At 69.2% G+C, this 19242-nt stretch carries 20 protein-coding genes and 1 pseudogene; 11 read left to right on the top strand and 10 right to left on the bottom strand.

The window, feature by feature from the left end; all coding sequences use genetic code 11:
- Nucleotides 1-105: 105 nt before the first annotated feature.
- Both ASD21_RS05030 and ASD21_RS05025 read right to left on the bottom strand, forming a co-directional pair.
- Nucleotides 106-888 (bottom strand): NAD kinase, encoded by a 783-nt coding sequence (locus tag ASD21_RS05030; protein ID WP_056437697.1) that lies wholly within the window; start codon nt 886-888, stop codon nt 106-108.
- A 65-nt stretch (nt 889-953) separates the two neighbouring features.
- Nucleotides 954-2039, bottom strand: a complete 1086-nt coding sequence (locus tag ASD21_RS05025) for a DUF2336 domain-containing protein (protein ID WP_056437869.1) — start codon at nt 2037-2039, stop codon at nt 954-956.
- Between the two features lie 182 nt (nt 2040-2221).
- Between ASD21_RS05025 and glpK the strand changes: the two genes are divergently transcribed.
- Together glpK and ASD21_RS05015 are read left to right on the top strand one after the other, a co-directional pair.
- Nucleotides 2222-3718, top strand: a complete 1497-nt coding sequence (gene glpK, locus ASD21_RS05020) for a glycerol kinase GlpK (RefSeq protein ID WP_056437694.1) — start codon at nt 2222-2224, stop codon at nt 3716-3718.
- A gap of 8 nt (nt 3719-3726) precedes the next feature.
- Nucleotides 3727-4677, top strand: a complete 951-nt coding sequence (locus tag ASD21_RS05015; RefSeq protein ID WP_082554638.1) for an SMP-30/gluconolactonase/LRE family protein — start codon at nt 3727-3729, stop codon at nt 4675-4677.
- 5 nt (nt 4678-4682) lie between these two features.
- Here the strand turns inward: ASD21_RS05015 and ASD21_RS24260 are convergent.
- The 3 genes and pseudogenes from ASD21_RS24260 to ASD21_RS05005 all read right to left on the bottom strand — a co-directional run.
- Nucleotides 4683-4792: pseudogene (locus tag ASD21_RS24260) on the bottom strand (hypothetical protein); the annotation flags it as partial.
- Nucleotides 4793-5470: a uracil-DNA glycosylase gene (locus ASD21_RS05010; protein ID WP_056437688.1), complete on the bottom strand. Its 678-nt coding sequence runs from the start codon at nt 5468-5470 to the stop codon at nt 4793-4795.
- A 2-nt stretch (nt 5471-5472) separates the two neighbouring features.
- Nucleotides 5473-6096, bottom strand: coding sequence for a LabA-like NYN domain-containing protein (locus ASD21_RS05005; protein WP_056437685.1), 624 nt, complete (start codon nt 6094-6096; stop codon nt 5473-5475).
- Nucleotides 6097-6110: 14 nt separating this feature from the next.
- On the opposite strand from ASD21_RS05005, the gene folK reads away from it, so the two are divergent.
- From folK to ASD21_RS04990, 3 genes are all read left to right on the top strand, one after another.
- Entirely contained in the window at nt 6111-6647 is a 537-nt protein-coding gene (gene folK, locus ASD21_RS05000) for a 2-amino-4-hydroxy-6-hydroxymethyldihydropteridine diphosphokinase (RefSeq protein ID WP_056437682.1), read from the top strand.
- Between the two features lie 86 nt (nt 6648-6733).
- Nucleotides 6734-8782, top strand: a complete 2049-nt coding sequence (locus ASD21_RS04995; protein ID WP_056437679.1) for a M13 family metallopeptidase — start codon at nt 6734-6736, stop codon at nt 8780-8782.
- 58 nt (nt 8783-8840) lie between these two features.
- Nucleotides 8841-9440 (top strand): YdeI/OmpD-associated family protein, encoded by a 600-nt coding sequence (locus tag ASD21_RS04990; protein ID WP_056437676.1) that lies wholly within the window; start codon nt 8841-8843, stop codon nt 9438-9440.
- 187 nt (nt 9441-9627) lie between these two features.
- Here ASD21_RS04990 and ASD21_RS04985 read toward each other — a convergent pair whose 3' ends face one another.
- Both ASD21_RS04985 and ASD21_RS04980 read right to left on the bottom strand, forming a co-directional pair.
- Nucleotides 9628-9831: a helix-turn-helix transcriptional regulator gene (locus ASD21_RS04985; protein ID WP_056437673.1), complete on the bottom strand. Its 204-nt coding sequence runs from the start codon at nt 9829-9831 to the stop codon at nt 9628-9630.
- Entirely contained in the window at nt 9828-10217 is a 390-nt protein-coding gene (locus tag ASD21_RS04980; RefSeq protein ID WP_056437670.1) for a hypothetical protein, read from the bottom strand. Before ASD21_RS04980 ends, ASD21_RS04985 begins: the two co-directional genes overlap by 4 nt.
- 225 nt (nt 10218-10442) lie before the next feature.
- On the opposite strand from ASD21_RS04980, the gene rpoZ reads away from it, so the two are divergent.
- Together rpoZ and ASD21_RS04970 are read left to right on the top strand one after the other, a co-directional pair.
- Nucleotides 10443-10802 carry a DNA-directed RNA polymerase subunit omega gene (gene rpoZ, locus ASD21_RS04975; protein ID WP_007671240.1) on the top strand — a complete coding sequence of 120 codons (360 nt, stop codon included), beginning with the start codon at nt 10443-10445 and terminating at the stop codon, nt 10800-10802.
- A 239-nt stretch (nt 10803-11041) separates the two neighbouring features.
- On the top strand, nt 11042-13135 hold the full coding sequence (locus tag ASD21_RS04970; RefSeq protein ID WP_235523770.1) for a RelA/SpoT family protein: 2094 nt from the start codon (nt 11042-11044) through the stop codon (nt 13133-13135).
- Nucleotides 13136-13140: 5 nt separating this feature from the next.
- On the opposite strand, the gene ASD21_RS04965 is transcribed toward ASD21_RS04970, so the two are convergent.
- The 3 genes from ASD21_RS04965 to ASD21_RS04955 all read right to left on the bottom strand — a co-directional run bounded on the left by ASD21_RS04965 (nt 13141) and on the right by ASD21_RS04955 (nt 16990).
- A complete protein-coding gene (locus tag ASD21_RS04965; protein WP_056437664.1) occupies nt 13141-15597 on the bottom strand; it encodes an ATP-binding protein in 2457 nt (818 codons plus the stop codon).
- A gap of 73 nt (nt 15598-15670) precedes the next feature.
- The gene (kdsA, locus tag ASD21_RS04960) at nt 15671-16522 is read right to left on the bottom strand and encodes a 3-deoxy-8-phosphooctulonate synthase (protein WP_056437660.1); all 852 of its coding nucleotides are present in this window, start codon (nt 16520-16522) and stop codon (nt 15671-15673) included.
- 54 nt (nt 16523-16576) lie between these two features.
- A complete protein-coding gene (locus ASD21_RS04955; RefSeq protein WP_056437657.1) occupies nt 16577-16990 on the bottom strand; it encodes an NUDIX domain-containing protein in 414 nt (137 codons plus the stop codon).
- A 134-nt stretch (nt 16991-17124) separates the two neighbouring features.
- Here ASD21_RS04955 and pyrE point away from each other — a divergent pair, with 134 nt between their 5' ends.
- From pyrE to ASD21_RS23820, 4 genes are all read left to right on the top strand, one after another.
- On the top strand, nt 17125-17709 hold the full coding sequence (gene pyrE, locus ASD21_RS04950) for an orotate phosphoribosyltransferase (RefSeq protein ID WP_056437654.1): 585 nt from the start codon (nt 17125-17127) through the stop codon (nt 17707-17709).
- 5 nt (nt 17710-17714) lie between these two features.
- Nucleotides 17715-18470 carry a pyridoxine 5'-phosphate synthase gene (locus ASD21_RS04945; RefSeq protein ID WP_056437651.1) on the top strand — a complete coding sequence of 252 codons (756 nt, stop codon included), beginning with the start codon at nt 17715-17717 and terminating at the stop codon, nt 18468-18470.
- Nucleotides 18467-18859 (top strand): holo-ACP synthase, encoded by a 393-nt coding sequence (gene acpS / locus ASD21_RS04940; protein ID WP_056437650.1) that lies wholly within the window; start codon nt 18467-18469, stop codon nt 18857-18859. Before ASD21_RS04945 ends, acpS begins: the two co-directional genes overlap by 4 nt.
- A gap of 210 nt (nt 18860-19069) precedes the next feature.
- Nucleotides 19070-19222: a hypothetical protein gene (locus ASD21_RS23820; protein ID WP_156390595.1), complete on the top strand. Its 153-nt coding sequence runs from the start codon at nt 19070-19072 to the stop codon at nt 19220-19222.
- Nucleotides 19223-19242: the final 20 nt, after the last annotated feature.

Here is a 19242-nt window from a genome sequence, read left to right as displayed (position 1 = left end):
AGGCATTGGCGTGGAATGTAGGGTCAAGACGTTAACATTAGATGAGACGCCCGTTTCTACCCTGACCAAAGGCAGATGGTGCCCTGACCAATAAGTCCAACGTTGTCAGGCCGAGAACTGCTCCGTCAGTACCCGCTCCTCAAGGCTTCGACCTGCGTCGAAGAGCATGGAGAGGCTGGCGCTGCTGTCCTCGGCGATGTGAACCTCGACCACGTCGCGGACCTCGAAGTTGTCGGCCACGGCGCTTACGGGTCTCTTATCGCATTCCAGGATCTCGAACGTCACCCTGGCTGTCTGCGGCAAAAGCGCGCCACGCCAGCGTCGGGGGCGGAAGGCGCTGATGGGCGTCAGGGCCAGGACCTGGGCGCCGATCGGGATGATCGGACCGTGGGCGGACAGGTTGTAGGCGGTCGAGCCGGCCGGCGTGGCCAGCAGGGCGCCGTCGCAGACCAACTCGCCCATCCGCACCTTGCCGTCGATGCTGATCCGCAGCTTGGCGGTCTGGCGGGTCTGGCGCAGCAGCGACACCTCGTTGATGGCCAGGGCCCGGTGCTGCTTGCGGTTGGCGTCGATGGCGACCATGGCCAGCGGATGGATCACGGCCCGCTCGGCGGCGTTGATCCGCGCCAGCAGGTCGTCCTCGCTGTACTCGTTCATCAGGAAGCCGACCGAGCCGCGGTTCATGCCGTAGATCGGCGTCTGGCGCTGCAGGGTGTCGTGCAGGGTCTCCAGCATGAAGCCGTCGCCGCCCAGGGCGACGATCACCTGGGCGCTCTCGTCGCCGACGTCGCCGTAGCGCGCGATCAGCCGCTCGCGCGCCTCCTGCGCCTCGGGGCGGTCACTGGCCTTGAAGGTCAGGCGAGTCACGAAGGGCAGGGGCTGGAACATGGCGCCAAGTGGCTGGATTGACGTCGCCTTGTCAAACCTGGAGGCGACACCGCCCCGAGGCCTTATCAGGCCGCGCTGACCGCTTGGCGGAACGCCATGGCCGCGATGTCCGGGGCGAAGGGGCCGAAGGCGCCGCTGGCCTTGCGGGCGGCTTCCGCGCCGCCGCCGGGACGGCCGCCGTTCAGCTCGCGCACGTGGGTCAGGATGGTCGGGAAGACACTGCGGTCGATGCCGACGGCCGAGCAGGCCAGGGCCAGCAGTTCGGGACGGTTGCTGTCGACCGCTCGTCGCACCTGGCGGATGTCGAAGCCGCCGAGACGCGCCAGGGCGAACAGGAACAGCGGCAGACGCCGCTCGCGCAGCACCCGCAGCAGATAGCCGGGCCGCAGCTGGCCGGCGGCGTCCAGCTTCTCGACCAGGGCCGCCTCCATCGCCTCGCGATCCTCGGCCTGCTCGACGGCGGGATTGTCGTCGCGCGGCGCGCCCGCATGGGCGGCGTGCAGCGAGGCCCCGACGGCCTGGGCCATCTTGTCGGGATCCAGCTGGAAGCGGCCGGTCAGCGCGTCGCGCAGGGCGCGGCCCACCCACAGATACAGTTGCTCGGCCAGGTCGCTGGACAGGTTGGGATGCCGGGCCAGGGGCGAGCGCAGGGCGACCACGTCGCGGGCCTTGTCGACCAGCCGGCGCAGGCCCTCGGGCGAGATCTGGGCGGTGGGGTTGGAGGCCAGGGCGGTCAGCACCGCCGATTCGTCCTTGGCCAGGATCGCCTCGACCACGGCGGGCGACAGCTGCGGCCGGCGGGCGATCTCGATCTGGTGCTCCAGCGTGGCCTGGACCAGCAGGCGGATCAGGTCGTGATCCCGCAGGATCGGGCTGCGGGCGATGATCGGGCGGGCGATCTCGATCTCGTCGAGCGCCAGGATGTTGATCAGGGCGGGCGGCGCCCAGGTGGCGTCGGCCAAGCTCTGGGCCAGGCGGGCGCGGATGTCACGCTCGGCCTCGACCACCAGGGTCATGAAGATCGAGTCGAGCAGGATCTGGACTTCGGGGGCGGTCTGGCCGCCGGCGGCCTGGCTGGCGTCGCACATCTCGACGATGCCGTTGAGCAGGCGTTCGCGATCGGCCGGCTCGCGGCTGCGGGCCAGGGACAAGAGCTGCGCGGTCTGGGCGGCCTGGTTCACGGGCCTCCTCGAAATCCAAGCTTAACCAAGACGGACCTTGGCCGCGTCAGATGAAAACATGCTTAAACAGGTGAAGCCATGACACATGGGGTCAAGCGTCGCGATGCCGCAGGGCAGAAAATCGGAAAGACCGCCAGGGAGACGCAAGACGCATGGGCAAACCTCTGATCCTCGCGCTCGATCAGGGCACCACCAGCACCCGGGCGATTCTGTTTCAGGCCGACGGCAAACCGGTCGGCGACGCCAGCCGGCCGCTGCGCCAGAGCTATCCGCGCGACGGCTGGGTCGAGCACGACGCCGAGGAGATCTACGCCGCCTGCGTGGGCGTGCTGCGCGACACGGTCGAGACGTGCGGCCGCGACAGCGCCGACATCGCCGCTCTGGGCGTCACCAACCAGCGCGAGACGGTGGTGGTCTGGGACAAGGCCACCGGCCGCCCGATCCATCCGGCCATCGTCTGGCAGGACCGCCGCACGGCCGACGTCTGCGACCGGCTGCGCGACGCTGGCCATGAACCGGCCGTCACCGCCGCCACCGGCCTGCTGCTGGACCCCTATTTCTCGGGCACGAAGATCGCCTGGATCCTGGACAAGGTTCCGGGCGCGCGGCGGCGGGCCGAGGCGGGCGAGCTGCTGTGCGGCACGATCGACACCTGGGTCATCTGGCGGCTGACCGACAAGGCCAACCACGTCACCGACGCCACCAACGCCTCGCGCACCCTGCTGTTCGACATCGAGAAGCAGGACTGGTCGGACGCGATGCTGTCGCTGCTGAACGTGCCGCGCGCCCTGCTGCCGACGGTGCTCGACTGCGCGGGCGACTACGGCGAGGTGACGCCGGACATCCTGGGTCGACCCCTGCCGATCCGCGGCGTGGCGGGCGACCAGCAGGCGGCGCTGATGGGGCAGGGCTGCATCCATCCGGGCGAGATGAAGGTCACCTACGGCACCGGCGGCTTCATGCTGGTCAACACCGGCGAGGACCGGCCGCATTCGGCCTCGCGCCTGTTGACGACCGTGGCCGCGCGGGTGAACGGCCGGACGACCTACGCCCTGGAGGGCTCGATCTTCGTGGCCGGGGCGGCGATCCAGTGGCTGAACGAGGGGCTGGGCGTCACCGGCGGCCCGCGCGGGGCCGAGGCCCTGGCCCGTTCGGCGCGCGGCGGCCACGGCGTGGTGGTGGTGCCGGCCTTCACCGGCCTGGGCGCGCCCTGGTGGGACGCCGAGGCGCGGGGCGCGATCTTTGGCCTGACCCGCGACGCCGGCCTGGCCGAGATCGCCCAGGCCACCTTCGACTCCTGCGTCTTCCAGGGGCGCGACCTGATCGAGGCCATGCGGGCCGACGCCCCGTCGGCCTTCGAGGACGCGGCCCTGCGCATCGACGGCGGCATGGCCAAGAGCGCCTGGTTCAGTCAGCGCCTGGCCGACCTGACCGGCATTCCGGTGCACCGCGCCAGCTACCAGGAGACCACGGCCCTGGGCGCGGCTCTGTTCGCCGGCGTCGGGGCGGGCGTGTACGGCTCGGTCGAGGAGGCGGTGAAGGCGCGACCGGAGGCGGAGCTGCTGACGCCGACGTTCGATACGGTGACCCGAGAGGCGGCCTATGCGCGGTGGCTGGACGCCCTGCCGAGAGTTCGTTCGCAAGCGTGAGTTCAGAGATGACCTATCCCTCCGTCGGGCAGATCCATCGCCTCTCCCCGAAGCTCGACGCCGTCGTGGCGGCCGACGCCGAAATCCAGCAACTGGCCGAAGGCTTCGTCTGGGCCGAGGGCCCGGTCTGGGTCCGCGACGGCGGCTATCTGGTGTTTTCCGACGTGCCGGGCAACGTCATGTACCGCTGGAGCGAGGCGGACGGGGTCAGCGAATTCCTGAACCCGTCGGGCTATGACGGCCCGCCCACCGACGCCTTCGCCGAGCCCGGCCAGAACGGCATGGCGCTGGACGCCGCCGGCGACCTGCTGGCCTGCGACCACGGCAACCGCGCCCTGGCCAGGATCGACCTGAAGACCCGGAGGAAGACCTTCCTGATCGATCGCTATCAGGGCAAGCGGTTCAACAGCCCCAACGACCTGGCCGTGGCGAAGACCGGCGCGATCTATTTCACCGACCCGACCTATGGCCTGAAGGGCCGCAACGCCTCGCCATTGCGCGAGCTGGACTTCAACGGCGTCTACCGTTTGGCGCCCGACGGGACGCTGGATCTACTGGACGCCGACCTGACCTTCCCGAACGGGATCGCCCTGTCGCCGGACCAGCGCCGGCTCTACGTGTCGGTCTCCGACCCGGACGGCCCCAAGCTGATGGTCTACGACCTGGGTCCGGACGGCATGCCCACGGCCAAGGCGTTGTTCTTCGACGCCATGCCGCTACGCGAAGCCGGCGGCCTGGGTCTGCCGGACGGCATGTGCCTGGACACCGAAGGGCGGCTCTACGCGACGGGGCCGGGCGGGGTGCTGGTGCTGACGCCCGACGCCGAGCTGATCGGGGTGATCGAGACGGGCACGGCCATCGCCAACTGCGCGTTCGGCGAGGATGGAAGCACCCTGTTCCTGGCCTCGAACCACACCCTGGCGCGGGTGCGGCTGAAGACGGCGGGGCTGGTGTGGTGAGGCCTTGCGTCCTTCGAGGCCCGCTGCGCGGGCGCCTCAGGATGAGGAGCTTCGTGGCTCTGAATCCCTCATCCTGAGGCGCGAGGCGTAGCCGAGCCTCGAAGGACGCACAGCGCTACGGATTGGCGTCCAGATACGCCTTCACCCGCGCGAACAGGTCCTCGAACATCGGCGTCGTCAGCCGGCCGGTGTTCGTGTTCAGTCGCGAGCAGTGATAGCTGTTGAAGACCCGATAGGGTCCGGCCTGGAACTCCGTGCCATGGCCGGGCAGGCCCGCCGAGGCCTTCAGGCCCAGGGCCTTCAGCATGTTGCGGCGCGAGACGTCGCCCAGGGTGACGATGGCTTTCAGGTTGGGGAACATCTCCAGCCGCGCGGTCAGGAACGGCCGGCAGTTGTTCTCTTCCGAGGTCTCGGGCTTGTTGCCGGGCGGGGCGCAGCGGACGGCGTTGGTCACGGCCGCGCCGATCAGCTTCAGGGAGTCGTCGGGCCGGGCCTCGAACTTGCCGGTGGCGAAGCCGTACTTGATAAGGGTGTCGTAGAGCAGCGTCCCGGCATAGTCGCCGGTGAACGGCCGGCCGGTGCGGTTGGCGCCCTTGCGGCCGGGGGCCAGGCCCACGACCAGCAGCCGGGCCTCGTGGTCGCCGAACGACGGGGCCGGGCCGTTGAACCAGTCGGGATAGAGGTCCTGGTTCTCGCGGCGATACGCCACCAGGCGCGGGCACAGCGGGCAGTCGCGCGGCGGCTCGGCGGGCGAGGGCACGACCTCGCCGGAGATGTTGGAGTGCTGACCCATGGCTAGTCCTCGTCGTCCCCATCGCTTTCAGGGGTGTCGTGAGCCGCCGGACCACGGGCCGGATCGGTGACGAAGCGGGGCAGGGGATTTCGGGTGGCCTGCGGGCGGCCGATGATGGCGCCCAGGTCCGCCAGGTCCACGAAGTTGTCGGCCTGGCGGCGCAGGTCGTCGCTGGTCATCGGCGGCTGGCTCTTCATGGTGGAAACCACGGTGACCCGGCGGCCCTTGCGCTGCACGGCCTCGACCAGGGCGCGGAAGTCGCCGTCGCCCGAGAACAGCACAAGGTGGTCGACCGTGGCGGCCATCTCCAGCATGTCGACGGCGATCTCGATGTCCATGTCGCCGCGCCAGCGCTTGCGGCCCTGGCTGTCGGTGAACTCGCGGGCCGGCTTGGTCACCAGGGTGAAGCCGTTGTAGTCCAGCCAGTCGACCAGCGGCCGGATCGGGGAATACTCCTCGTTCTCGGCGATGGCGGTGTAGTAATAGGCCCGCACCAGCACGCCGCGCTTGCGGAACTCGTCCAGCAGCTTGCGGTAGTCGATGTCGAAGCCCAGGGCCTTGGCGGCGGAAAAGAAATTGGCCCCGTCGATGAACAGCGCCAGGCGCTCGGTCGGGTAAAAGGTCACGTGGTCGGAAATCCTTGAAAAATCAGTTCGATCAAAATGGGCTGGATCAGGCGGTGGTGGTCGCGCTCGGCTGCAGCCTGCCCGGATCATACGCGAGTCGCGAGGCCTTGCTCGAGGCGGCGCTCGACGCCCTGGCGTCGGAGGGACTGGCGGCGGCGGCGCGTTCCTCCTGGTGGACCTCGGCGGCCTGGCCCGACCCGGCCGCGCCAGCCTATCTGAACGGCGTCGTCCTGGTCGAGACGGCGCTGTCGCCGAGCGAGGTCCTGACCGTCCTGCACCGCGTTGAGACCCGCTTCGGCCGGACGCGGATCGAGCCCAACGCGCCCCGAACCCTGGACCTCGACCTGATCGCCCATGGCCGCACGGTGCTGGAGGGGGCGGTGGTCGTGCCGCATCCGAGGGCCCACGAGCGCCTGTTCGTGATGGGGCCCTTGGCGGAGATCGCGCCTGACTGGCGCCACCCGGTCAGCGGGCGGACGGCGGCCGACCTGGCGGCGACCGCCGGCGTGGGGGCGGACGCGACGCCGTCTCCGGACATTGCCAAACTTTAATTCGCCCCCTGACCAAGCCGGTTCGATAGTCCGCGCCAAATCGTGCTGAGCGCCGCCGCGCTCGCGCTCCCTGGGGACCATCCTTCATGACCTTCACCCGTTCGCTGCTCGCCTGCGCCGCCGCCTGCGCGCTGCTGGCCTCCGCCCCGGCTTTCGCCGCCGACCTGAAGAGCGGCGTCGACAAGGGCGCCTTCGACACCTCGATCAAGCCCGGCGACGACTTCTGGACCTACGCCAACGGCACGGCGATCAAGGCCAATCCGATCCCGGCCGACCGCAGCAGCTACGGCGTCGGCGCCATCCTGGTCGAGCAGGCGGCCAAGCGCACGGTCGACCTGATCCAGGCCGCGGCCAAGGACGGCGGTTCGGCCGACGCCAAGAAGGTCGGCGACTACTACGCCAGCTACATGGACGAGGCGGCCATCGAGAAGGCCGGCCTGGCGCCGATGCAGGCGGGCCTGGCGCGGATCGCGGCGATCAAGACCCGCACCGACCTGGCCGCCGTGCTGGGCGGCAACGTCCGCGCCGACGTCGACGCCTTGAACGCCACCGACTTCTACACCGACAACGTCCTGGGCCTGTGGGCCTCGCCGGCCTTCGACGACACCAGCAAGTACGCGCCGTTCCTGCTGCAGGGCGGCCTGGGCATGCCCGACCGCGAATACTACCTGTCCGACAAGGCGTCGATGAAGACGGTCCGCGAGAAATACCTCGCCCACATCGCCAAGATCCTGACCCTGGGCGGCGTCGCCGACGCCGACGCCAAGGCCGCGCGGATCCTGGCGCTGGAGACCAGGATCGCCCAGGCCTCGGGCAGCCGCGCCGACAGCGCCGACGTCCAGAAGGCCAACAACAGCTGGACCCAGGCCGACTTCGCGGCCAAGGCCCCGGGCCTGGACTGGAAGACGTTCTTCACCGCCGCCGGCCTGGCCGGCCAGCCGCGCTTCATCGTCTGGCATCCGACCATGGTCACGGGCCTGGGCAAGGTCGCCGCCGACGAGAGCGTGGAGACCTGGAAGGACTACCTGGCCTTCCACTACCTGGACCACTATTCGAACCTGCTGCCCAAGGCCTTCGTCGACGAGCGTTTCGCCTTCTACGGAAACACCCTGTCGGGCACGCCGCAGCTGGCGGCCCGCTGGAAGCGCGGCGTCAACTCGACCAACGCCGTGCTCGGCGAGGTGGTCGGCAAGCTCTATGTCGACCAGTACTTCCCGGCCCGGTCCAAGGCCGAGGTCTCGGGCATGGTCGACAACATGAAGGCCGCCTTCGTGCGCCGCATCGACGGCCTGGACTGGATGGCCCCGGAGACCAAGGCCGAGGCCCGCCGCAAGGTCGAGGTGCTGAAGGTCGGCGTCGGTTATCCCGACACGTGGCGCGACTATTCGGCCCTGGAGATCGTGCGCGGCGACCCGGTCGGCAACGTCCAGCGCTCGGAGACGTTCGAGACCGCCTACTGGATCGGCCAACTGGGCAAGCCCGTCGATCGCGGCCAGTGGGTGATGACGCCCCAGACCGTCAACGCCGTGAACCTGCCGATGCTGAACGGCCTGAACTTCCCGGCGGCCATCCTGCAAGCCCCGTACTTCGACGTCGACGCCGACGCGGCGGCCAATTACGGCGGCACCGGCGGCACGATCGGCCACGAGATCAGCCACAGCTTCGACGACCAGGGCGCCCAGTTCGACAGCCAAGGGCGCCTGCGCAACTGGTGGACCCCCACCGACCTGGAGCACTTCCAGAAGGCCGGCGCGGCCCTGGCCGACCAGTTCGACGGCTACAAGCCGTTCCCCGACCTGGCGGTGAACGGCAAGCAGACGCTGAGCGAGAACATCGCCGACGTCGCCGGCCTGGCCGCGGCCCTGGACGCCTACCACGCCTCGCTGGGCGGCAAGCCGGCCCCGGTGATCGACGGCCTGACCGGCGACCAGCGCTTCTTCCTGGCCTACGCCCAGTCCTGGCGCGGCTATGCGCGCGAGGCGGCCCAGCGTCAGCAGATGGTCACCGACGGCCACGCGCCCGACCGTTATCGCGCCTCCACCGTGCGCAATCTCGACGCCTGGTACGCCGCGTTCGACATCAAGCCGGGCGACGCGCTGTACCTGCCGCCAGAAAAGCGCGTGAAGGTCTGGTAGAGGGTCTTCTCCAGGTCCCGGGCCCCGCGCCCGGGACGTTCCTTGCCGAGAGCCGCTGATGGCCGCCATCGAGGTCGATCCCGCCCACGTCCAGGCGTTCGTCGACGCCGACGCCTTCCACGACTGGCTCTCGCGTCACCATGATCGGGAGAGCGAGGTCTGGATCAAGATCCACAAGGTCGGATCGAACCGGCCGTCGATCACCGCCAAGCAGGCGATCGACGTGGTGCTGTGCTGGGGCTGGATCGACGCGGTGCGCAAGGGCTTCGACGACCAGAGCTTCCTGCAGCGCTACACGCCGCGCGGCAGGAAGAGCATCTGGAGCCAGATCAATGTCGACAACGTCGCGCGCCTGATCGCCGAGGGGCGGATGACCGAGCACGGCCTGCGCGAGGTCGAGGCGGCCAAGGCCGACGGGCGGTGGGACAAGGCCTACGGCAGCGGCAAGGGGATGAAGATCCCCGACGACCTGCAGGCCGCGATCGACGCCAACCCGGGGGCCAAGGCGATGCTGGCCAAGCTGTCGGCGCAGAACCGCTTCTCCCTGGCCTTCCGCATCCACAACATGAAGACGGAAGCCGGCCGCAAGAAGAAGATCGAGACGTTCGTCGCCATGCTGGAGCGCGGCGAGACGATCCATCCGCAGAAGGCGCGCTAGCGGCGCATCGACATTCCAGCGCCCGCGGACGACCTCGTCCTTCGACTAGCTCAGGATGAGGTCGAATTTATAGACTGTCGTTTTGGTCACGAGGCGCCCGCCATTCTCCTCATCCTGAGCTAGTCGAAGGACGAGGAGAACGCACGTAGCTTGAACGTCGATACGCCTTAGGCCGGTTCCGCGCCGCTCAGGTCTTGGCGTGAGGATTGGGAAAGACCTCCTCGACCTTGAGGCCGAACGCGCCCGCGATCCGAAAGGCCAGATCCAGCGACGGATCGTGTCGTTCGGTCTCCAGGGCGTTGATCGCGTAACGCGACACGTTGACCGCCTGGCTGAGCTGCTCCTGGGTCCAGCCGCGCTCGGCCCGCAGCACCTTGAGGCGGCTCTTCATGCGCGGCTGTCCCGGATCACGGGAGTCACCAGACCGAACAGACCCCAGAACAGCGGATAGATCAGCCAGGCCGGCAGGTGCGGCAGGCCGGTCAGCTCCATCACGCTCCAGGCGGTGGCCAGGGTGATCGACAGCCCGGCCGCCACGACCATGCGCTTGACGGTCAAGGCCCGGAAGAACTCGTCCTGCGCCGCGATCAGCCGATAGGCGGCCCAAAACTGCCAGGCGACCGTGGCGGCGGGGACGGCGGCCAACGCCATCAGCGCCGCCGGAGGCCAGCCGGAGGTTCTGCCGAACACCACGCCGACGACGCACGCCAGAAACAAGGCCCAGGACGCCATCGCGCCGATCACGTACCGCGGGTTCGCCGGCCAGGTCGGGTTCATGTTGGGTTATCCTTCCATTTGGTTGTGTCTACCTAACATATCGAGGAATGTTGTGTAAACCCAACATCGACCTGGGCGGGTTCGATGTCCGTCCCGCTGGACTTCTCCGGGCGAACACGGCATAAGCGCCCCCTCGCGAAAGCCGGGACTCCACCAATGCGGCGTTGTGTAACGCCGCCCGAGACCCTATTTTGCGATAACCAAGGCTCATAGCCCGAGGAATTCATGGCCCGCGTCACCGTCGAAGATTGCGTCGAGAAGGTTCCCAACCGCTTCGCTCTGGTCCTGCTGTCCGCCCACCGGGCGCGCGGCATCTCGGCCGGCGCCTCGCTGCTCGTCGATCGCGACAACGACAAGAACCCCGTCGTCGCCCTGCGCGAGATCGCCGACGACGTGGTCGACCACGAGGGCCTCAAGGAACAGCTGATCACCACGCTGCAACGCGTCGATGAGCACACCGAAGCCGAGGAAGAGGCCGAAACCCTCGCCCTGCTGGCCGATCCCACCCACATGCAGATGAGCGAACTCGAACTGGTTCGCGCCCTGCAGAGCGACCGCGACGGCGGTCAGGAGGAGCGGTACTGAGCCCCGACGGCGCAGACCCTCTCATTCTCGAAGCGGCGCCCGCCGCCGCTCCTTCCGAACGCGCGCCCGATTTAGAATCGGGCGCGTCTTCGTCTCTACCCGCCGCCAACGATGTGGCCCCGGCTCCGGCTCCCAAGCCCCGCCAGAAGTTCCTCCGCCAATACGAATTGATCGAGCGCGTCCACGCCTACGATCCGACGGCGGACGAAGCCCTGCTGAACCGGGCCTATGTCTACGCCATGCGCATGCACGGCTCGCAGACCCGGGCCAGCGGCGACCCCTATTACGCCCACCCGATCGAGGTGGCCGGCATTCTCACCGAATATCGGCTCGACACCGCGACCATCGTCACGGCGCTGCTGCATGACGTGATCGAGGACACCCCGGTCACCAAGGAGGAGATCTCCAAGCTGTTCGGCGAGGAGATCGCCGAGCTGGTCGAGGGCGTCACCAAGCTGTCCAAGCTGGAGCTGCAGGCCGAGCACGCCCGCCAGGCCGAGAACCTGCGCAAGTTCATCCTGGCCATCTCCAAGGACGTCCGCGTCCTGCTGGTCAAGCTGGCCGACCGTCTGCACAACATGCGGACGCTGCACTTCATCAAGAGCCAGGCCAAGCGCGAGCGCATCGCCCGCGAGACGCGCGACATCTACGCGCCGCTGGCCCGCAACATCGGCTGCCACCGCATCTGCACCGAGCTGGAGGAGCTTTCCTTCGAGCACACCAATCCGGTGGCCCGCAACGCGATCATCCGCCGGCTCGACACCCTGCGCGCCGAGCAGGGCGGGGCGGTGGCCCTGGTCAGCCAGGAGATCGCCGCGCGCCTGGAATCGTCCGGCCTGCCGGCTCGGGTCTTCGGCCGCGAGAAGTCGCCCTATTCGATCTGGCGCAAGCTGCAGCGTAAATCGATCGGCTTCTCGCAGATGTCCGACATCTACGCCTTCCGGGTGATCGTCGACAGCGAGGAGGACTGCTACCGCGCCCTCGGCGTCGTGCATCGCGCCTGGTCCAGCGTGCCCGACCGCTTCAAGGACTTCATCTCGACCCCCAAGCGCAACAACTACCGCTCGCTGCACACCACGGTGGTGGGGCCGCGCGGCATGCGCATCGAGATGCAGATTCGCACCGAGGCCATGGACCGGGTCGCCGAAGACGGCGTGGCCGCCCACTTCCGCTACAAGGACGCCTCATACGGCCTGGACCTGGAAGGCATGGAGGCCGCCGGCGGCCGCGATCCGCTGGCCAACCTGCGCCAGCTGGTCCAGGTGCTCGAGCACGGCGGCGACGCCGAGGAGCTGGTCGAGCACGCCAAGCTCGAGATGTTCCTGGACCAGGTGTTCGTGTTCACGCCCAAGGGCAAGCTGGTCAGCCTGCCGCGCGGGGCCATGCCCCTGGACTTCGCCTATGCGGTCCACACCAGCGTCGGCGACACCTGCATCGGGGTGAAGATCAACGGCGAGCTCAAGCCGCTGCGCACCCTGCTCAACAACGGCGACGTGGTCGAGGTGGTCCGGGGCTCCAAGCCCGTGGTGCCGCCGGACTGGCGTTCCTTGACCGTGACGGGACGGGCCCGCTCGGCCATCCGCCGTCACATCCGCCAGACCGAGAAGGAAGAGTTCCTGCGCCTGGGCCGGGCCTCGGTGGAGCAGGTGTTCGAACGGGCCGGCAAGAAGCTGAAGGACGTGTCGCTGCGGCCGATCCTGGAGCGCTTCGCCCTGGAGACCGAGGACGGACTGTTCGACGCCGTCGGCCGCGGCCGGGTGCTGCCCGGCCAGGTGCTGGAGACGGCCTTCCCGGGCATGAAGGACGCTGTGATGGCCGTGGCCACGGCGCGGCGCAAGATCGACGGCGGCACGGCCGCGCGGCTATATGTGCGCGGCGGCGGCCTGACCCCCGGCGTCTCGCTGCACTTCGCCCACTGCTGCAGCCCGGTGCCGGGCGACCGGATCGTCGGCATCCTGCGGGAAAACGGGTCGGACAGCAAAGAAGGCGGCCTGGACGTCCACACGATCGACTGTCCGAAACTGGCCGAATACGAGGACCGCGAGGACCTCTGGCGCGATCTCAACTGGACGCCCGAGGCCGAGCGCGAGACCGTCTCCCTGGCCCGTCTGCACGCCACGATCGGCAACGCGCCCGGCGTTCTCGGCCAGGTCTGCACGATCATCGGCGAGGCTGGCGGCAACATCGTCAACCTGCGCATGCACCACCGGCAGAGCGACTTCTTCGACGTCGACATCGACGTGGAGGTCCGCGACGCCAAGCACCTGACCAACATCTCGGCGGCGCTGCGCACCTGCCCGACGGTCGAGACCGTGGACCGGACGCGGGGTTAGGCGCGCTAGCCGCCGACCTCGACCCGCTCTTCCGTCCGCGCCTGGCGCAGGATGTGCGACAGCTCCTCGACCGAATAGGGCTTGTGCAGCAGCGGAAAGCCGTGATGGGCGTCGGTGGCCAGCACATGGCTGTAGCCGCTGGTCAGCACCACCTGCACGCCGGGCCAGCGCCCCTTGATGATCCGGGCCAGCTCGACGCCGCCGATCCCCGGCATGACCACGTCGCTGAACACGATGTCGAACGTCGCCTCGGCCTCGAGCCGCGCGAGCGCTTCCACCGCGTTGGTCGCCAGCTCGGTGCGATAGCCCAGGTCCTGCAGCAGTTGCGTGGCGAATTCGCCGATCGCCGCGTTGTCCTCGACGACCAGCACGCGCCCTTCGTGGCGAGTGCGCGCGGGCGCGGGCGAAAGCCTGGCCTGCGTCTCGACGCGCCGTGTCCGGGGCAGGTAGAGGGTGAAGGTCGAGCCGTGGCCGAGACGGCTTTCCACCGCCACGTCGCCGCCGGACTGCTTGGCGAAGCCGTAGACCTGGCTCAGCCCCAGGCCCGTGCCGCGGCCGACCTCCTTGGTGGTGAAGAAGGGCTCGAAGATCCGCGCCAGGTCGTCAGGCGAAATGCCGCCGCCGTCGTCGGCCACCGAGACGGTGACGAAGTCGCCCTGGCTGGCCGCGTGGCCGCGAATGGCCGGGATGGCGGTCGCCGCGTCGATGCGGATCGCCAGCGCCCCTTCGCCGTCCATGGCGTCGCGGGCATTGACCGCCAGATTGATCAGCGCCGTCTCGAACTGGTTGATGTCGGACTCGACGAAGGAGTCCTCGCACAGGATCGAGACGTCCAGCTGGATGCGGGCGCCCAGGATCGAGGCCAGCATGTCGCTCAGGGTTTCGACCTTGGTGGCGACGTTGAAGTGCTCGGGCTTCAGGGCCTGGCGACGCGAGAACGCCAGAAGCTGGCTTGTCAGCTTGGCGGCGCGGTCGGCCGTGTCGGAGATGGCGTCGATATACCGGCGGCGCCGGTCGGCCGGCAGGTCGCGGCTGCGCAGCAGGTCGGCCGACGAGCGGATGACCGTCAGCAGGTTGTTGAAGTCGTGGGCGACGCCGCCGGTCAGCTGGCCGATGGCTTCCATTTTCTGGGCCTGGCGCAGGGCTTCCTCGGTCTGTCTCAGCGCCTCGGCCTGCTGTTTTTCCTCGGTGATGTCGCGGCCATAGCCGTAGATCAGCCCGTCCTCGAAGGCGGTGTTCCACGAGATCCAGCGTACGCCGCCGCCCAGCGTCCGATAGCGGTTCTCGAAACCGGTGAGCTGAGGACCGTGGAAGAGCTCGCGGTGCGTCTGGCGGGTGAGCGGCAGATCGGCGGGGTCGACGAAGTCCTCCATCGGCCGGCCGATCACGTCCTCGACGCGATGGCCCAGGATCCGGGTCCAGGCGGGGCTCACCGACTGGAAGACGCCGGCGGCGTCGATCACCACCATCAGATCGCGGGCGTTGGTCCAGATCCGATCCGACCGGCGGCGTTCCTCCTCGACGCTGCGGGCCTGGGCGAAGGCGCCGGCCGCCCGGTCGGCCACCAGAGTCGCCAGGTCCAGCAGCCCCTCGTCGTCGCGACGGTGCGGATTGAGGCCCAGCACAAGGATCGCCGCCGGATCGCCGTGCAGGCCCGGGATCGGAATGGTCAGGCTCTCGGTCGGCGGGATCGACCATGCGCCGGTCGGATAGGTCCCTCGGGGCAGGGCGTGCTTGCGAAGCCCGGCCCGCGCGGCCGCCAGCGGCCAGGACCTCTGCAGCAGCTCGCGCCCTTCCTCGGTCGCCGAGCAGCCGACCAATCCGCCCAGCGGATCGCGGACATAGGCCAGGGAGAACGGGAAGTCCTCGGTGTTGGCCGCCAGGGCGTCGCACACGCCCCGCAGCACCGCGTCCTGGGTGACCGCGCCGATCAGGCACTCGCCCAGGCGGCGCACCGTCTCCAGCCGCCGTTCGCTGATCACCCGCTCGGTCTCCTCGGTGACCACGCACATCAGGCCGCGGATATGGCCCTCCTCGCGCAGCGGGCTGTAGGAGAAGGTGTGGTAGGTCTCCTCGGGATAGCCGTTGCGCTCTAGCAGCAGCGGCATGGCCTTGTTCCAGGTCGGACGGCCCTCCAGCATGACCGAACGGAACTGCGGCTCGATGTCGTCACGGATCTCGGACCAGACCTCGCGGACAGGGCGGCCCAGGGCGTTCGGATGCTTGATCCCCAGGGTGGGGACGTAGGCGTCGTTGTAGAAGAAGCGGAGGTCCTCGCCCCAGCCGAGCCACATCTCGAAGCGCGAGGTCAGCATCATGGCCAGCGGCGTCTTCAGGCCGGTCGGCCATGTCTCGGGCGGACCCAGCGGCGTCGCGGCCCAGTCCGTCTCACGCATGCGGCGCGCCATGTCGCTGTCGCCCGGGAACACCTGGGCGAGCGTCGGGCTCATGTCGAGCGGCATGTGGTTCACGAGGCTTCCAGCGGGACGACGAACAGCTCAGCTACAACGCGGTTCGCTAGAAATGGCTCCGAGGTTAAGCGCGCACGGCCGCGTGCAGGGCTTTCAGGGTCTTCAGCAGTCCGGCGGCGTCGCTCAACGGCAGGCAGCTGGGCCCGTCGCACAGGGCCTTGTCGGGCTCGGGATGGAACTCCAGGAACACCCCGTCGGCGCCGGCGGCGACGGCGGCCTTGGCGATGATCGGCACGCCCTCGCGGCGGCCGCCGGTCGAACCGCCGGCCGTGCGGGGATCGGCGCCCGGCAACTGGACGGCGTGGGTGGCGTCGATGGTCACCGGCACGCCCAGGCTCTGCATCTGCGCGATGCCCAGCATGTCGACCACCAGGTTGTTGTAGCCGAACGAGGCGCCCCGTTCGCACAGGACGATCTGCAGGTCGGGTGCGGCCTCGCGGGCCTTGTGGACGATGTTCTTGCAGTCCCAGGGGGCGATGAACTGGGCCTTCTTGACGTGCAGCCAGCCGCCGGCGGCGGCCGTGGCGCGCGAGGCGGCGACGATCAGGTCGGTCTGGCGGCACAGGAAGGCGGGGATCTGCACCAGGTCGGCCACGGCGGCGACCGGCTCGGCCTGGTCCACCTCGTGGATGTCGGTGGCGATCGGCACATTCAGCTTGGCCTTGATCTCGACCAGCATCGCCAGGCCGTCCTTCAGGCCAGGACCGCGATAGCTGGTGATCGACGAGCGGTTGGCCTTGTCGAAGCTGGCCTTGAACACATAGGGCAGGCCCAGCTCGGCGGTGACCGCCTTCAGCTCGCGCCCGACCTCCAGGGCCAGGTCGATATTCTCCAGCACGTTTAGGCCGGCGATCACGGCCAGCGGCTGGCCGGCGCCCATCGACAGGTTCCAGCGCTTGAGGGTGACGACGGCCATCGGAGGGCTCCCGTTCTCCGGCGTCGGGACGCCGGGTGCAAATCAGTGGCGAGCTTATGCCCTAAGCGCTGTGACCGCGTCGAGCGTCGCGGCGGTCAGCGGCGAGGGCAGGGCGTCCAGCGGGAACCAACCCCAGTCGGCCAGGGCCTGCGGCTCCTGGATCGCCGGCTCGCCCACGCAGTCGTCGGCGCGGTAGGTCACCGCCACCCAGTGGCTGTCCTGGTCGATCATGTCGGTGACGCACAGCACCGGGCCGGCGACGATCCTGATCCCCAATTCCTCGAAGATCTCGCGCTCGGCGCAGGTCCGGCCGCTTTCGCCCCAGTCCAGCTTGCCGCCGGGCTGACCCCAGCAGCCGGCCTCGGGCTGGCGCCGACGCTGGACCAGCAGGATCCTGCCCTGGCCGTCGAGAATGGCCGCGCCGCAGCCGACGCGAGGGCGGGGCGGGTCTGATTCCGGAGTGCTCATGAAGGCGGAATAGCATCGTGGCGCGGACGGGGACACACACTCGCGGCAAGGCCCGGGACAGCCTGGCCCTGTTCATGGGACGAGTGCGCGTCCGCTGTTTGTAGACTCGCCGCCACCCGCTATATCCAACCCTCATGACCAACGACGACGTCCTCGACGAATTCCGCGCCGCCGGCGCCCTGCGCGAAGGCCACTTCGTGCTGTCCTCCGGCCTGCACAGTCCCGTCTTTCTGCAAAAGAACCTGGTGTTCATGCGGCCCGAGCGCTGCGCGCGCCTCTGCAAGGCCCTGGCCGAGAAGATCGTCGCCACCGTCGGCCAGCCCGACGTGGCCGTGTCGCCGGCCGTGGGCGGGATCATCCCCGGCTACGAGACCGCCCGCTGGCTGAACGTCGCCTCGATCTATGTCGAGCGCGAGGCCGGCGGCTTCAAGTTCCGCCGCGGCTTCCATCTGGAGCCCGGCCAGAAGGTCGTGATGGTCGAGGACATCGTCACCACCGGCCTGTCGTCGCGCGAGTGCATCGCCGCGATCCAGGAGGCCGGCGGCGAGGTGATCGCCGCGGCCTGCATCGTCGACCGCTCGGGCGGCAAGGCCGACGTCGGCGTGCCGCTGGTGGCCCTGGCCAGCCTTGAGGTCCCGGCCTACCCCGCCGACGCCCTGCCGCCCGAACTGGCCGCCATCCCGATCGAGGATCCGGGCAGCCGGCGTCTGAAGGGCTGACCGGCATGCTGCGGCTCGGCGTCAACATCGACCACGTGGCCACGATCCGCAACGCGCGGGGGTCCAGCTATCCGGAACCGGTGCGGGCCGCCGAGCTGGCCCTGGCGGCCGGCGCCGACGGCATCACCGCCCACCTGCGCGAGGACCGCCGCCACATCAGCGACGCCGACATCGCCCTGCTGACCGACCTGTGCCTCAAGCGCGGCAAGCCGCTGAACTTCGAGATGGCGGTCACCGACGAGATGGTCGGCATCGCCCTGCAGGCCAGGCCGCACGCCGCCTGCCTGGTGCCCGAGCGCCGCGAGGAGGTCACCACCGAGGGCGGCCTGGACGTCGTGCGCGGCAAGGTCCGTATCGTCGAGGCTGTCGCCCGCCTGCGCACCGTCGGGGCGCGGGTCTCGCTGTTCATCGAGGCCGATCCGGCCCAGATCCAGGCCTCGGCCGACGCCGGCGCCCAGGTGGTGGAGCTGCACACCGGCGCCTATTGCGACGCCGCGCGCGAGGGTCACGCCGACAAGGCCGCCGCCATCCTGGAGCGGCTGAGGACGGGCGCGGAATTGGCCGCCGGCCTGGGCCTGGAGGTCCATGCCGGCCACGGCATCGACTACGCCACGGTCAAGCCGATCGCCGCCATCCCGCAGATCGCCGAGCTGAACATCGGCCACTTCCTGATCGGCGAGGCGATCTTCGTGGGGCTGCCCCAGGCCATGCAGCGGATGCGGGCCCTGATGAACGCCGCGCGCCTCGAGATCGTCACGTGATCATCGGGATCGGCTCGGACCTGTGCGACATCCGCCGGATCGAGAAATCCCTCGAACGCTTCGGCGACCGGTTCACCAACAAGGTCTTCACCGAGATCGAGCGCAAGCGGTCCGAGCGCAAGCCCGACCGCGCCTCCAGCTACGCCAAGCGCTTCGCCGCCAAGGAGGCCTGCTCCAAGGCCTTGGGCACGGGCCTGAAGCGCGGGGTTCATCTGTCCGGCATGGGGGTGGTCAATCTTCCGTCCGGCAAGCCGACCATGGCCCTGACCGGCGGCGCGGCCGAGCGGCTCGCCGCGATGGTCCCCGAGGGCATGACCCCGGTGATCCACCTGTCCCTGACCGACGACCACCCCTACGCCCAGGCCTTCGTGATCATCGAGGCGGTGTAGATCCTCCCCCTGTGGGGGAGGCGGCCGAAGGCCGGTGGGGGGAGTTTTGGGATCGTCGATCCGGGTTGCGGCCCCTTCCGATCACTCCCCCCTACGTCGGCTGCGCCGACACCTCCCCCACGGGGGGAGGGCCTGGAACGGCGCGGCCCCGGCCTTGCACCCCTGATCCCAGAGCGCCTGAAACGGCGCCGTTCTGGGACGGGGGAACACATGGCCATCTGGAGCGATATCGAAGCGAGACCCGCGCCCAAGGCGCGCCGCGCGCCGCGGCTGATGCCCTGGCAGCAAAAGCCGTTCGCCTGGCTGCTGGTCGGCTGGGGCTTCTTCGCGCTGGTGCTGGCGGCGGTCTTCGCCACAATTTAGGCCCGCATTCCACGGTCAAG

Source organism: Caulobacter sp. Root1455, assembly GCF_001426905.1.
In the GTDB taxonomy this organism is placed as follows: Bacteria; Pseudomonadota; Alphaproteobacteria; order Caulobacterales; family Caulobacteraceae; genus Caulobacter.
This window is presented reverse-complemented; position numbering and strand designations above follow the sequence as displayed.